Raw genomic sequence first — 15,923 nt, forward strand, 5'->3', positions numbered from 1 at the left:
AGGTATTATAGACAGGCAGTCCGGGAGACGGGCTGAGACAGAACATTGAAAACTGAACAGATACACGTCAGATTTATTTGAAAACATTTAATTGATGAGCTGAACATCAGCTCTTCACATATTTTCGTGGAGAGTTTGATCCTGGCTCAGGATGAACGCTGGCGGCGTGCCTAATACATGCAAGTCGAACGAATCTTCTTCGGAAGATGAGTGGCGAACGGGTGAGTAATACATAGGTAACCTGCCCCTGTGCGGGGGATAACAGGAGGAAACTCCTGCTAATACCGCATAGCCATGAGCACCGCATGGAGCTCATGCCAAATATCCTTCACAGGATAGCGCAGGGATGGACCTATGGCGCATTAGCTAGTTGGCGGGGCAACGGCCCACCAAGGCAACGATGCGTAGCCGGCCTGAGAGGGCGGACGGCCACATTGGGACTGAGACACGGCCCAGACTCCTACGGGAGGCAGCAGTAGGGAATTTTCGGCAATGGGGGAAACCCTGACCGAGCAACGCCGCGTGAGCGAAGAAGGCCTTCGGGTCGTAAAGCTCTGTTGTAAAGGAAGAACGTCGGACACAGGAAATGGTGTGCGAGTGACGGTACTTTACCAGAAAGCCACGGCTAACTACGTGCCAGCAGCCGCGGTAATACGTAGGTGGCGAGCGTTATCCGGAATCATTGGGCGTAAAGAGGGAGCAGGCGGCCGCAAGGGTCTGTGGTGAAAGACCGAAGCTAAACTTCGGTAAGCCATGGAAACCGGGCGGCTAGAGTGCGGAAGAGGATCGTGGAATTCCATGTGTAGCGGTGAAATGCGTAGATATATGGAGGAACACCAGTGGCGAAGGCGACGGTCTGGGCCGCAACTGACGCTCATTCCCGAAAGCGTGGGGAGCAAATAGGATTAGATACCCTAGTAGTCCACGCCGTAAACGATGGTCACTAAGTGTCGGGGGTCAAACCCCGGTGCTGCAGTCAACGCAATAAGTGACCCGCCTGAGTAGTACGTTCGCAAGAATGAAACTCAAAGGAATTGACGGGGGCCCGCACAAGCGGTGGAGCATGTGGTTTAATTCGAAGCAACGCGAAGAACCTTACCAGGTCTTGACATCGATCTAAAAGGGATGGAGACATCCTCATAGCTATAGAGAAGACAGGTGGTGCATGGTTGTCGTCAGCTCGTGTCGTGAGATGTTGGGTTAAGTCCCGCAACGAGCGCAACCCCTGTCGCCAGTTACCATCATTGAGTTGGGGACTCTGGCGAGACTGCCTCTGCAAGGAGGAGGAAGGCGGGGATGACGTCAAATCATCATGCCCCTTATGACCTGGGCCACACACGTGCTACAATGGACGGGACAGAGGGAAGCGAAGGCGCGAGCCGGAGCGGACCCCAGAAACCCGTTCCCAGTTCGGACTGCAGTCTGCAACTCGACTGCACGAAGCCGGAATCGCTAGTAATCGCGGATCAGCATGCCGCGGTGAATACGTTCTCGGGCCTTGTACACACCGCCCGTCACACCATGAGAGTTGGCAACACCCGAAGCCGGCGGCCCAACCCGCAAGGGAGGGAGCTGTCTAAGGTGGGGCTGATGATTGGGGTGAAGTCGTAACAAGGTATCCCTACGGGAACGTGGGGATGGATCACCTCCTTTCTAGGGAGACAGACGTGTAATGTTCAGTTTTGAGTGCTCTGGCACTCAGGAGAGATCCTTGAAAATCAGATATGATCATCAAATGGAAAGTTTTAAAAACTTTCTGCACACAAAGATAAGATGTAAGTGAGATCGAGAAATCAAACAAAGATAAGAAGGTCTAGTACATCTGGTCTGAAGGCAAAAAATACTAAGAACAGAAATACTCAAGCGAACTAAAGAGAACCAATCACAAGGTCAAGGAAGAAAGGGCGTACGGAGAATGCCTGGGCACAGAGAGGCGATGAAGGACGCAGCGAACAGCGAAATGCGGCGGCGAGCGGTAAGCACGCGATGACCCGCCGATATCCGAATGGGGAAACCCCTCCGCTTTCGAAGCGGAGACCGCATGACGACCGTCATGACGGGGCAATACGCAGGGAACTGAAACATCTAAGTACCTGCAGGAAGAGAAAGAGAAGTCGATTCCGTAAGTAGCGGCGAGCGAAAGCGGAGGAGCCCAAACCGGACATAGTCCGGGGTTGTAGGACCGCCGAGAAAGATGACATGAAGAGTCAGGAGAATCCCATGGGAAGGGGATCCGCAGAGGGTGAGAGACCCGTATCCGAAGGCTCGACATGGATCGAGGCGGCACCTGAGTACGGCGGGGCACGTGGAATCCTGCCGGAATCATCGGGGACCATCCCGAAAGGCTAAACACTACTCTGTGACCGATAGCGAACCAGTACCGTGAGGGAAAGGTGAAAAGAACCCCGGGAGGGGAGTGAAAGAGAACCTGAAACCGCATGCCCACAAGAAGTCAGAGCCCGTCAAAGGGTGATGGCGTGCCTTTTGTAGAATGAGCCGGCGAGTCACGATCAGCAGGCGAGGTTAAGCAGGAGATGCGGAGCCGCAGCGAAAGCGAGTCTTAACAGGGCGACATAGTCTGAGGTCGTGGACCCGAAACCGGGTGATCTAGCCATGAGCAGGTTGAAGTCGGGGTGAGACCCGATGGAGGACCGAACCGACCCCCGTTGAAACGTTGGCGGATGACTTGTGGCTAGGGGTGAAATTCCAATCGAACCCGGAGATAGCTGGTTCTCCCCGAAATAGCTTTAGGGCTAGCGTCGCAGCGAGAGAGCCGTGAAGGTAGAGCACTGAATATGCGATGGCCGCATCCCGCGGTACTGAGCATAATCAAACTCCGAATGTCACGGTGTCATCTGCGGCAGTCAGACGGCGAGTGATAAGGTCCGTCGTCAAGAGGGAAACAGCCCAGACCATCAGCTAAGGTCCCAAAGTGCATGCTAAGTGGAAAAGGAAGTGGAGACGTGCAGACAACTAGGAGGTTGGCTCAGAAGCAGCCATCCTTCAAAGAGTGCGTAACAGCTCACTAGTCGAATGACTCTGCGCCGATAATTTACCGGGGCTAAGCATGACACCGAAGCTATGGACAGGAATGTGGTAGGGGAGCATTGCATGCAGCGGAGAAGCATGACCGAGAGGGCATGTGGAGCGCATGGAAGAGAGAATGCCGGCGTGAGTAGCGGCACGTGGGTGAGAATCCCACGCACCGATGGCCCAAGGTCTCCAGAGGAAGGCTCGTCCTCTCTGGGATAGTCGGGACCTAAGGCGAGGCCGAAAGGCGTAGCCGATGGACGACGGGTGGATATTCCCGTACCCGATGTGTGGCGATGGAGTGACGGAGAAGGCTCAGGCAACCAGCTGCTGGAATAGCTGGGGCAAGCGAGATACCTGCGCACCAGGGAAATCCGGTGCGCGCAGGGGGAAGGCGCGAAGCATACGGAAAGCTGCGGCAAGTACGGAAAAGCTGAGAGCAGGCTTCCAGGAAAAGCTTCTAGCACAACACGCATCGGCCCGTACCGAAAATGGACACACATGGGCAAGGAGAGAATCCTGAGGTGAGCGAGAGAACTATAGCTAAGGAACTCTGCAAAATGACCCCGTAACTTAGGGAGAAGGGGTGCTCCAGAAATGGAGCCGCAGTAAAACGGCCCAAGCGACTGTTTACCAAAAACACAGCTCTCTGCGAAGGCGCAAGCCGAAGTATAGGGGGTGACGCCTGCCCGGTGCTGGAAGGTCAAGGGGAGCTGTCAGCGCAAGCGAAGCAGCGAGCCGAAGCCCCAGTAAACGGCGGCCGTAACTATAACGGTCCTAAGGTAGCGAAATTCCTTGTCGGGCAAGTTCCGACCCGCACGAAAGGCGTAACGATTTGGGCGCTGTCTCAGCTGTAGACTCGGTGAAGTCTTAGTACCTGTGAAGATGCAGGTTGCCCGCGACTAGACGGAAAGACCCCATGGAGCTTCACTGCAGGTTGACATTGGGCTTGGATGCATGATGTACAGGATAGGTGGGAGGCTGTGAGCCGTGCGCGCCAGCGTACGGGGAGCCGCTGTTGGGATACCACCCTTCATGCATCTAGGTCCTAACCGGAGGCAACGGGCCACGGGACAGTGTCAGTCGGGCAGTTTGACTGGGGCGGTCGCCTCCCAAAGAGTAACGGAGGCGCCCAAAGATACCCTCAGCATGGATGGAAACCATGCATAGAGTGCAAAGGCATAAGGGTGTCTGACTGCGAGACATACAGGTCGAGCAGGGACGAAAGTCGGGCTTAGTGATCCGGCGGATCCGAATGGAAGGGCCGTCGCTCAACGGATAAAAGCTACCCTGGGGATAACAGGCTGATCTCCCCCAAGAGTTCACATCGACGGGGAGGTTTGGCACCTCGATGTCGGCTCATCGCATCCTGGAGCTGAAGTCGGTTCCAAGGGTTGGGCTGTTCGCCCATTAAAGCGGTACGCGAGCTGGGTTCAGAACGTCGTGAGACAGTTCGGTCCCTATCTGTCGTGGGCGCAGGAGGTTTGAGGAGAGCTGCCCCTAGTACGAGAGGACCGGGGTGGACGGACCGATGGTGCACCAGTTGTCACGCCAGTGGCACAGCTGGGCAGCCAAGTCCGGACGGGATAAGCGCTGAAGGCATCTAAGCGTGAAGCCCCCTCCAAGATGAGACCTCCCATTGGCGACAAGTAAGGCCCCTCGAAGACGACGAGGTTGATAGGCCGCGAGTGCAAGCGCAGCGATGTGCTTAGCGGGGCGGTACTAATAGGCCGAGGACTTGGCCAAGATTGGAAAGAGTAGAGAATAGTAGAGATGACGTATCTGGTTTTGAGGGATCCCTCGAGGATCTGGCGGCGATAGCATGATGGACACACCCGTTCCCATCCCGAACACGGAAGTTAAGCATCATAACGGCGACGATAGTGTGAAGACGCGACAATAGCAAGCTGCCAGGTCCTTTTTTTTATGCCTTCCGCCAGGAGGGCTTTTTTAGTACAAAAAAACATCTATCTTGCGATAGATGTCTTATCATTAATAAACTTAAATACTTTATTCCAATAAGCGTCTGGATTCATATATAAGCTATTGGCATGTGTTGCACCTTTGACACTATATAATTCCTTCTCACACTTTGCAGCCTTATATACTTCTAATCCCATAGAATAAGGGACAAAATCATCTTTCGTACCATGAATAAACATCATTGGTTTCTTACATTTTTTAACTGCTTCTAAACTACTTGCTTTCTTAAAATCATAACCTGCTTCAATATTTGACATAATATTCGATATATCCATGACAGGGAATGGAGGTAAACCAAATCTCTTATCTAATTCGCTAGAGAATATATCATATACACTCGTATAACCACAATCTTCAATATAAGAAACGACCTGTTCTGGATTATCTCCTGACAACATCATAGTCGTTGCACCACCCATAGATACACCATGTACTACTATTTGTGCTTCTGGATCTTTATTTAGTATCCACTTAATCCAGAGCATCATATCATCCTTATCAAGATAACCCATACCAATATGATCTCCTTCACTCTTACCAGAAGCACGATCATCAGGTAATAATACATTATAGCCATGCTCATAATATGTTCTTCCAAAAGGCATCATATTTCTATTATCCACCTTATAACCGTGAATAATAAGAGCCCACTTATGCGTGTCTTGAGTTTTATAATTACCAGATAGTTTTAACTTATCTTTACTTGTAATTGATGTTAAGGATGTTTCCTTATAGAAAGCATCTGCTTTCTTCATCTCATCCTCTTTATTCTTATTCATAATCAATTCATTACTATTTGAAGCATGTACTGTTGTCTTCACATTTCGTTCACTCGAGTTACTGGCAGGAGACAATGCATAATTCACAAAATAATGACCGACACCAATACTTCCACATAATAATATCAATACAATCAATCCTATAATCTTTTTTTTCATATAGTCACCTCAGGCTGTATTGTATACTAATATTGGTTTGAAGTTAATAGTTTTAATATCAAAGAATTAAAAAACATACAAATATATAGATTATGTAAAAGTAATATTTCTTCTCTACTTTCTAAGAATTCTATGTTATATTGAAACGGTATTTTTTTGAAAGGAAAAGGGAGTATTGTGTTAAACAACTATGTTTTAAGATTAAAAAGTGAGTTTAAGGGGTATAACTCACAAAAGTTAGTTAAGGATATACTAGCAGGCTTAACTGTTGCAGCAGTCGCTTTACCACTTGCCTTAGCTTTTGGTGTTAGTAGTGGCGCTGATGCAGGTGCAGGCTTAATTACAGCCATTGTCGCTGGTTTACTTATTGGGGGACTATCAGGTGCCTCTTATCAGATTTCAGGACCGACAGGGGCTATGTCAGCCATTCTTATTGGCTTATCTACTACTTATGGTTTACAGGGTGTATTTGTAGCCAGTTTTATTTCTGGGGTCATGTTATTGATTGCTTCATTATTTAAATTTGGTAAGGTTGTATCTTTTATTCCAAGTAGTGTTATTACAGGATTTACAAGTGGTATTGCGATTATCATTGCGACAGGACAAATTGATAACTTCTTTGGTGTGACTTCTAAAGGAGGCAATACAATTGAAAAGCTACTATCTTATTTTAAATTAGGTTTTCCTATTAATAAGTATGCTTTAATGTTTGGTTTACTTGTTGTCTTTATTATGTTGATCTGGCCTAAGAAATGGGCAAGTGTATTCCCATCATCTTTGGCTGGTATTATTATCGCATTAATTGTAAATATCGTAGGACAGTTCGATGTAACAGTCGTAGGTAAGATTCCTACTACATTATTTCCAGATGCAAGACTATCTATTTCTAGTCTGAATCTTACAACTGTAACTCATCTTATTATTCCTGCTTTTAGTATTGCAATGCTTGGGATGATTGAATCATTACTATGTGGCGCAAGTGCGGGTAAGATGAAAAATGAAAAGCTGGATGCAGATATGGAACTATTTGCGCAAGGTGTAGGTAATATGGTCATTCCATTTTTTGGTGGGGTACCAGCCACTGCCGCTATTGCACGTACAAGTGTCGCAATCAAGGCAGGTGGACAGACAAGATTAGTCAGTATCTTCCATGCAATCGCATTACTTATTTCTATGTTTGTATTAGGTCCTTATATGTCACAGATTCCTTTATCAGCTCTTGCTGGGGTATTAATTATGACGGCATGGCGTATGAATGAATGGGACGAAATCAAATCTATATTTAGAAACCGTATTAAAACAAGCATGACACAGTTCTTAGTCACTATGCTTGCAACAGTTGTCTTTGACTTAACAGTCGCAATTGTATTAGGTATCTGTGTTTCAATGTTCTTGTTTGTGATTAATAACTCTTCATTACATGTTGAAACAAGTGCCATTGAACCACATAGATTAGATAAAGAAATCAATTATAACCATTCTACAACACGTGTTGTTTATGTCGCAGGACCTTTATTCTTTGGAAACCAGGATCAGCTCTTATCAAAAGTAAGAGAACTCATCGATGGATGTGATCATATCATTCTCTCAGTAAGAGGTGTTCCTTCTATTGATGATTCAGGTATTCATGAATTAATGGATGTTGTAGAGTTATGTCGTGCACATAAAGTACAGTTCTATTTTACAGGTGTACAAAATAATGTTATGAGACAGTTAAGAAGACATCATTTTGATACATATGTAGGTGAAGACGTATTCTATTGGGATGTTATAAATTAGTTGCGAAAAACCCCTAGGCTTGCCTATGGGATGAAAGCCACATAATTTTTACTATAGATAGAGACGGATGTATTTCAGAATTTGGAAAGTGTTACAGTAAAGAAGAAGCCTTAATTAAAAGAATTGAGACTAATAGAATCAAAGTATTGAATAGTGGAATCAAAATAGTATAAAATAAACATCAGGGAGATTGATTATACTTCCATATCGTAAGATAGAAATTTACCGTTAATGTGGTCGTTGGACTGCTTGGTAATAAAAGTTCTTACTTAAATAGATTTACACTTGTATTCCAAAGTCTGAAAATGATGTACGATTACAAGCTAAACTTGACAGTAAGAACCCCACGGGCTTGCCCATGGGAGTAGTCAGTAAAGTTATTGAAATGTTGGAAAAAAAGTAGGAAAACCTACTTTTTTTCATATGTGGGCACCTATTGATTTAGTTTCCTTATCCACTGGTGAAATGAAGAAACGCTATGGCTTTATTTATGTAGATATGGACGATAAAGGACATGGTACACTCAAGCGCACAAAGAAAAAGTCTTATAACTGGATGAAGCATATTATTGAAACAAATGGAGCTGCATTAGATGACTAGAATAGTGAATAATCACTATTCTTTTTTTGTATTCGTTTACATATAATGACAAAGTCATTACAAAACCTAAATAGTCTTAGTGTATAAGTAAGGCTATTTAACACCTTAAAATAGGTGCTTTAAAACTGTAGTTTACATACAATTTAAAAATATACGATATATACACATGAAAATGAATTATTCACAGTTATGCACATTATGCACAAATATTATATAAATTGATTATGTAAGATTACAGTTAAAAAAGACCTAGAAACATTGTATTAGATGAAATAAGTGTTAAAATAGAAATGCGACCGATTACAAAAAAGGAGGTAAAATCATGAAAGCATCTGATGTAATGAAAAGACTTTCTAGTGGTGAAATGATTTCTATATTAAAGGAAATCTATTCAGAAAAATTAGATGAACAGATACTCAGATACAAAGATGCCGTCCAGTCCTTTATTGATTATTTTGGTGATCAGGATATTATGATCATCAGTGTTCCAGGTAAATGTGAAATTGGTGGCAATCATACAGATCACCAGCGTGGACGTGTACTTGCATCTGCTATTCAGTTAGATTCTATTGCGATAATTGCGAAACAAGAACGCTATGCAAAAGTAATCTATAATGAAATGAGTATTAATGAAATAGATACAGAAAATATAAAATATAATGAAGCCAAGAAAGGTACAATGGAATCATTGATCAATGGTGTTTTATTTGGATTGAACCAGAAGAATTATCATATTGGTGGTTTTAATGCTTATATTGAATGCAGCATTCCTAGAAATGTAGGTCTAGGTTCAAGTGCTAACTTTGATATTATGATTGGTACAATTATTAACCATCTATATAATGAAGGGCAGATTGAAAATAAATATCTTGTCCAGATTGGTCGCTTTGCGACAAATACATTTTATTGTAAACCAAGTGGTTTAATGAATGAATGTGTCTGCTGTGTAGGTGGATTTATTAAAGTGGATTTTAAAGATTTTAATTCACCAGATATTTATAAACTGAATATTGATTTTTCTAATTTTGATTATACTTTATGCAGTGTGAATTCTAATCTGATTCGATCAGATACTACAGCTGATTATGATGCAGTGCCTGCAGAAATGATTAAGGTCGCTCACTTCTTTAAGAAAGATGTCTTAAGAGAAGTCTCTTATGATGAGTTTATGAAGAATTATCGTATTGTTAGAGCAAGAGTAGGAGATCGACCAGCACTTCGAGCACTTCATTTCTTTAAAGAAGAAGAACGTGTTTTAAAGCAGTCAGAAGCTCTTGAAAGGGGAGACTTTGATACATTCCTTAAATTAGTGAGAGAATCGGGCGATTCGACTTTTAAAGCACTTCAGAATATTTATCCACAGGGAAGTACACGTTGCCAAAATGTTGGAACAGCTATTGTCTTAAGTGAGAATTTCTTAGGTGATGATGGAGTTGTAAAGGTCAATGGTGGAGGATTCTCAGGAACCATGCTTGCCTTTGTGAAAACGAGTAGATTAAAAGACTATGTTGCTTATATGGATTCTATTTTAGGAAAAGGATCATGTCATGTGATTTATACAAGAGAACAAGGCGCTATTAGATTGTTGTAAAGCAGCGAAAAACTGCTTTTTTTTCATAGTGTTTGTGATATAATGTTACCGACATATGTCAGTAACTGGAGGCGTGTATGGTTAGACCAAAGAGATCAAGGACAATTACAGGAGTTCCTGACTACAATATGTTTGTACCTGATGGTATTCCTCAAAGAGGCTATATAGAGCTTGCTTTAGATGAATTTGAAGTCATACGCTTAATTGATTATAAATCTTATACTCATGCTAAGTGTGCTAAAAAAATGAATATCTCACGTACAACAGTCACTGAAATATATGCCGGGGCAAGAAAAAAGATAGCACGCAGTATAATGGAAGGCTATCCTTTAAGAATTGAATGTAATGAATGTGTAAAAAAGGCAGGATATCCTGTGATAGACGTAAAAGGAGAACATATTATGAGAATTGCAGTAACTTATGAAAATGAATCAGTGTTTCAACACTTTGGTAAAACTTCACAGTTTAAATTATATGATATTGAAAATAATGAAATCAAAGAATCACAGGTTGTAGGTACAGAAGGATTAGGTCATGGTGCATTAGCTATCTTATTATCTAATATGAATGTAGATGTATTGATCTGTGGTGGTATTGGAAGAGGTGCTATTATGGCATTAAGTGGTTCTAATATTAATGTAGTGGGTGGAGTAACTGGTGATTGTGATGCTGTAGTGAAAGCTTATTTAGCTGGTACTTTAACTCCTGATGCAGAAGCAACTTGTGGATGCAGTCATGATAATTGCGAATGTCATCATGAATAGTAATTGACAAATAAATAAAACGAGAATAAAATCAACACTGTTGAATGCTCGGATGGTGGAATGGTAGACACGCCAGTTTCAGGTACTGGTGGCTTATGCCGTGTGGGTTCAAATCCCATTCCGAGCACCAATGGTCCAAGACGTGGGAGACCACGTTTTTTTAGTAAGAGGAGGTTCTATATGAAAAGGTTATTCGGTTTATTCCTTACCTTTGTACTTTGTATAAGCCTGACTCCATCTGTTGATGCTTATTCCAATGATCTTGTACAGTTTATTGGTGATTCATATACACAAGGTTATACTAGTGAAGGTATGATCGTGGGATATAATTTATGGTATGTTCAGGTATGCCGTAAAGCACATCTCAAATATACAGCAGCGTCGTATGGTGGTGTAGGATTTGTGAAGGAGTCTGATGGTCGTACATTTAGTACTTTATTAGATGAAGGTAAAGGTAAAAGAAATGCGAAATATGTAGTCATTACAGGTGGCTATAATGATAAGGATTATTCTTATAAGACAATTAAGAATAAAGTCTATGAAACAGTGAAAAAGGCACAGACACTCTATCCAAAAGCAAAGGTCTATGTAGGTATGACAGGAGATTCTGTAAATAAACATTTTAAGACTGTTATGCAGGCATATAAGGATGGTACAAAAGAAGCAGGAGGTACTTATATTACTAATAGTGAAAATGCCTTAAATGGTAATCAGAGCTATTTTTCATCCGATGGTCATCATCCTAATAAATATGGACAGCGTGCTCTTGGTGAAACAATAGGTGGTTATTTCATGAAATGTAATAATGTGCCTGTCTATACAAAAGCTGCTTCTATTAAGATTGGTGCAGGTATTTATGCAGTTAAGAATAGACACTTTATAAATATCACAGGTCTTTATGATAACTATTATATGGTCAATGGTATTGTAGATACATCTAAGACTGGTATTGTAGAAAATGATGGTGAATATTATAAGGTGGATGAAGGTAAAGTAGATACATCATACACAGGAATCTGGTCTTATAATGATCAGCAGTATTATCTTACAAACGGTCATACAGATAAGACTATTACAGGTTCCATAAAAGCAAATAAAACTTGGTATTATGTAGAAAATGGTGTTGTTGCGAATAAGGATACTTTAATGCAGATTGATGATCAATGGTATTATGTACATCAAGGTAAGATGGATAAGAGCTACACAGGATTAGTAGAATACAATGGACAGAACTATTATGTTGTGAATGGTATGGTAGACTTTAGTAAAACAGGCATGATTCATATGAATGGTCAGTTATGTTATATTAAGAATGGTGTTTTAGAGAATAGCTATAGTAACTCTAATCTCTATAATGGTTCATGGTATTATATTCATGGTGATGAAATTCGCTGGTTAAAGTAAACACTATTGACAAAAATATAAAACAAGAATATATATAGAAACGTGGGTATCCACGTTTTTTATATGGAGGTAATTATGAAAAAAATAATAGGTGTTTTCATTTTTCTACTTATTTGCATGAGTTCACCTGTTTATGCAGAGAATCATGATCTTGTACAATATATTGGAGACTCTTATACGCAGGGTTATTCTAGCGATGGAATGATTACTGGAGATGATGTGTGGTATGTTCAGGCAAGTCATAAAGCAGGACTTGATTATACACAGGAATCTTATGGTGGTATAGGATTTGTTGCTCAGTTATCGGGTAAGACATTTAGTACTTTATTAGAGGATGGAAAAGGAAAGAATGCGAAATATGTAGTCATTGCAGGTGGCTATAATGATATGGCTTATTCCTATGACACTATTAAGAATAAAGTCTATGAAACAGTAAAAAAAGCACAGAGATTATATCCTGATGCAAAGATTCTTGTTGGTATGACAGGAGATGCTACAAGTGATCATTCGCGATTTAAGAATGTCATCCAAGCATATAAAGATGGCACAAAAGAAGCAGGTGGTTTTTATATCACCAATAGTGAATATGCCTTAAATGAAAATAAGAATTACTTCGCATCAGATGGTTATCATCCTAATGTGAAAGGTCATCAAGCCATTGGTGAAACAATTGGTGGCTATTTAATGAAATGTGAAGATATAAGAGTCAATTCTTATGCCTCTACTATTACTATAGGAGCAGGCACTTATGCCACTTCAAATGGTTATTTTATAAATACAACAGGTATTTATCACAATTACTATATGGTAGATGGTATTGTGGATCAGTCCATCTCCGGTGCTATTAAGTATAAAGATGAATATTATAAAGTGGATGCAGGTGAAGTGGATACATCTTACACTGGTTCATGGACATATAATGGAACAACCTATTATTTGATCAATGGTCATACAAATAAGAATATGAATGGTCCAGTAAAGAATAAGGGTTATTGGTATTATGTGAAAAATGGTCTTGTAATTAACAAGAATACAGTCGTTTATTTTAATGGAGACTGGTATTACATTCATAATGGTAAGCTAGATAAGGATTATACAGGTTTAGTAGACTATAATGGAAAGACATATTATATAGTTGATGGTGTAGTGAATCATTCATGTAATGGATTGACTTATATTAATGGTGAATGGTGTTATATCGTTAATGGTGTTTTAGATACAGATTATAATAATCTGATTCTTTATAATGGTACATGGTATTATGTAGAGAATGGTAAAATCAACTGGCATTATACAAATCTTGTACAATATTATGGGACTTGGTACTATGTAGAAAACGGTAAGATCAATTGGAATAAAAATACATTATGTCAGGTTAATGGTCATGGTACTTGGTATTATGTAGAAAATGGCAAGATCAACTGGAACTATCAGGGACTCACTTATTTCAATAATGAATGGTATTATATTCATAACGGTGTTCATCAGACCAGCTACTCTAGTCTTGTACTTTATAATGGGACTTGGTATTATGTGAAGAATGGTAAGATTGACTGGCATTATACAAACCTTGTACAGTATCATGGGACATGGTACTATGTGGAAAATGGCAAGATCAACTGGGGTAAGAATACATTGTCTCAGGTCAATGGACATGGTGCTTGGTATTATATTGAAAACAGTCAGATTAATTGGCATTATACTGGCTTAACACAATATTTTGGTACATGGTATTATATCCAGAATGGTGCATTGAACTGGTCTTATAATGGATTGGTGTATTATCATGGGACTTGGTTCTATGTCCATAATGGACAGATTGACTGGAACTATTCTAATCTCGTTTTATATAATGGTACTTGGTATTATGTAGAGAATGGCAAGATCGACTGGAATAAGATAACTTTATCTCAGGTTGATGGGCATGGTACATGGTACTATGTTGAAAATGGACAGATCAACTGGTCATATAATGGCTATTACAACAACCATACAATTCATAATGGTGTTGTATGTTAGGAGGACATGATGTCCTCTTTTCTTATACGCAAAAAAAGACTATGAAATCATAGTCTTATAGAAACATTAATAGTAATCCTAATGCAAAGAAGATAAGAATGAGATAGATTACAACCTTAATACTCCACTTAAAGATATAGTACATAAGAATAAATGGAAGAAATGCGAGAAAGAACACCATTGATAATAATGTGCCTAACATAATCATCACCTCATTCTTATTATAACCTTATTTTCCGGAATCACCATAGTTTTTAAGTACTCTCGCACTTGGGTCATTGACATCACAGTTTTCCCAAGTCTTGTTAGGCATCCAGAAGTCCTTGATCCATTTGGCTTTTCCTGGGTAATAAGATTCAAAGATATCACGATATAATAGAGATTCTTTAGTAAATGGAGTGCAGTAAGGATATTTATCCTTAGCATTTTTAACATCTTCATCTGTATAGAGTGAATCAGCATATTCTTTTAAATAATCCACCATAGAATGTCCAACAGCATCAGAGAAAGCTGCTTTTTCTCTAAATAAGATATCATGAGGAAGATAGTTTAAACCTTCAAAAGCATGTCTTAAGAGATATTTACCTTTGTTGTATGTGTTCATCTTCTTCTTTGGATCAATACGCATTGTATAATCTACAAAATCAAGATCTGCGAAAGGAACACGACCTTCTAAGGCATTCGCACTAATACATCTATCTGCTCTTAATACATCATACATATATAATTCTCGCATACGTTTCTGAGATTCTTTCTGGAATTCTTCAGGACTAGGCGCAAAGTCTGTATATTTATAACCAAATAATTCATCACTGACTTCTCCTGTTAAAATGACCTTTAAATCAGTATGTTCATGAATATATTTACATAATAAGTACATACCGATACTTGCACGAATAGTTGTAATATCCCATGTTTCTAATGTGCGGATGACTTCTCTTAAAGAACCAAGTACATCTTCTTTAGTCATGATCACTTCTGTATGATCAGTACCTAGGAATTCAGCTACTTCTTTCGCATACTTTAAGTCAATTGGATCTGTTTCCATACCAATCGCAAATGTCTTGATAGGTATATCAGTAATACGTTGACCAATCGCACATACTAAAGATGAATCCAAACCACCAGATAATAAATAACCAACAGGGGCATCACTCTGTAATCTCTTCTTAACGGCTTCAATTAATTTAACACGTAGGTTCAAGGCGATAGTTTCTACATCATCATTATGCATTAATTTCACATCAGCCACATCATTGAAGCATACAAACTTCTCACCATCATAATAATGTCCTGGTGGGAAAGGCATGATTTCTTTACAGACAGGCATTAAAGCTTTGGCTTCAGAACCAAATGCGATAGTGCCTTTTTCAGTATATCCATAAAACATCGGACGAATACCAATAGGATCTCTTGCAGCCATCATCTTGTCAGTTAATGCATCATATAAGCAGAATGCATATTCACCATCTAAATATCTTACAAGTGTATCTAAACCATATTTTCTATATAAAGGAATTAATACTTCACAATCACTCGAAGACTTAAAAGTATATTCATCCATAATATTCTTCTTTAATTCTGGATAGTTATAGATTTCTCCATTACATACCACAATAGTATGATCATCAGAAAAAGGCTGCATACCCTTTTCACTTAAATCCATAATAGCTAATCTATTAAAACCAAAAGTCTTATCGAATAATCGATACGTCTCGACCATATCTGGACCTCTGCCTTCAATCTTTCCTAAAGCTTCATCAAATACATCAATTTCTAGTTCTTTAGAACCTACTGTTAAAAAACCACACATTT

8 protein-coding genes, 1 tRNA gene, 3 rRNA genes and 1 pseudogene are annotated in these 15,923 nt (G+C 40.5%); 10 read left to right on the forward strand and 3 right to left on the reverse strand.

Annotation, left to right across the window (positions count from 1 at the left end):
- Nucleotides 1-123: 123 nt before the first annotated feature.
- The 3 genes from NQ499_RS02480 to rrf all read left to right on the forward strand — a co-directional run bounded on the left by NQ499_RS02480 (nt 124) and on the right by rrf (nt 4,946).
- Nucleotides 124-1,653: ribosomal RNA gene (locus NQ499_RS02480) — 16S ribosomal RNA — on the forward strand.
- 235 nt (nt 1,654-1,888) lie between these two features.
- Nucleotides 1,889-4,776: ribosomal RNA gene (locus tag NQ499_RS02485) — 23S ribosomal RNA — on the forward strand.
- Between the two features lie 61 nt (nt 4,777-4,837).
- Nucleotides 4,838-4,946: ribosomal RNA gene (gene rrf, locus NQ499_RS02490) — 5S ribosomal RNA — on the forward strand.
- The 16S, 23S and 5S rRNA genes sit together here, the layout of an rRNA operon.
- Nucleotides 4,947-4,997: 51 nt before the next feature.
- On the opposite strand, the gene NQ499_RS02495 is transcribed toward rrf, so the two are convergent.
- A complete protein-coding gene (locus NQ499_RS02495) occupies nt 4,998-5,951 on the reverse strand; it encodes an alpha/beta hydrolase (RefSeq protein WP_006506590.1) in 954 nt (317 codons plus the stop codon).
- Between the two features lie 177 nt (nt 5,952-6,128).
- Between NQ499_RS02495 and NQ499_RS02500 the strand changes: the two genes are divergently transcribed.
- From NQ499_RS02500 to NQ499_RS02530, 7 genes and pseudogenes are all read left to right on the forward strand, one after another.
- Nucleotides 6,129-7,730, forward strand: coding sequence for a SulP family inorganic anion transporter (locus NQ499_RS02500; RefSeq protein ID WP_040390122.1), 1,602 nt, complete (start codon nt 6,129-6,131; stop codon nt 7,728-7,730).
- A 426-nt stretch (nt 7,731-8,156) separates the two neighbouring features.
- Nucleotides 8,157-8,330: pseudogene (locus NQ499_RS02505) on the forward strand (family 1 glycosylhydrolase); the annotation flags it as partial.
- A gap of 322 nt (nt 8,331-8,652) precedes the next feature.
- Nucleotides 8,653-9,921: a galactokinase gene (locus NQ499_RS02510; protein WP_006506770.1), complete on the forward strand. Its 1,269-nt coding sequence runs from the start codon at nt 8,653-8,655 to the stop codon at nt 9,919-9,921.
- Between the two features lie 77 nt (nt 9,922-9,998).
- Nucleotides 9,999-10,685: a DUF134 domain-containing protein gene (locus tag NQ499_RS02515; RefSeq protein WP_006506769.1), complete on the forward strand. Its 687-nt coding sequence runs from the start codon at nt 9,999-10,001 to the stop codon at nt 10,683-10,685.
- Nucleotides 10,686-10,731: 46 nt separating this feature from the next.
- A tRNA-Leu gene (locus NQ499_RS02520) sits at nt 10,732-10,815 on the forward strand.
- Between the two features lie 50 nt (nt 10,816-10,865).
- A complete protein-coding gene (locus NQ499_RS02525) occupies nt 10,866-12,089 on the forward strand; it encodes an SGNH/GDSL hydrolase family protein (RefSeq protein ID WP_006506768.1) in 1,224 nt (407 codons plus the stop codon).
- 75 nt (nt 12,090-12,164) lie between these two features.
- The gene (locus tag NQ499_RS02530) at nt 12,165-14,108 is read left to right on the forward strand and encodes a GDSL-type esterase/lipase family protein (RefSeq protein ID WP_040390168.1); all 1,944 of its coding nucleotides are present in this window, start codon (nt 12,165-12,167) and stop codon (nt 14,106-14,108) included.
- 55 nt (nt 14,109-14,163) lie between these two features.
- On the opposite strand, the gene NQ499_RS02535 is transcribed toward NQ499_RS02530, so the two are convergent.
- The gene (locus NQ499_RS02535) at nt 14,164-14,310 is read right to left on the reverse strand and encodes a hypothetical protein (RefSeq protein ID WP_006506766.1); all 147 of its coding nucleotides are present in this window, start codon (nt 14,308-14,310) and stop codon (nt 14,164-14,166) included.
- A 27-nt stretch (nt 14,311-14,337) separates the two neighbouring features.
- On the reverse strand, nt 14,338-15,921 hold the full coding sequence (gene asnB / locus NQ499_RS02540) for an asparagine synthase B (protein WP_006506765.1): 1,584 nt from the start codon (nt 15,919-15,921) through the stop codon (nt 14,338-14,340).
- Between the last annotated feature and the right edge of the window lie 2 nt (nt 15,922-15,923).

It is taken from the genome of Catenibacterium mitsuokai, assembly GCF_025148785.1.
GTDB classification, from domain to species: domain Bacteria; phylum Bacillota_I; class Bacilli_A; order Erysipelotrichales; family Coprobacillaceae; genus Catenibacterium; species Catenibacterium mitsuoka.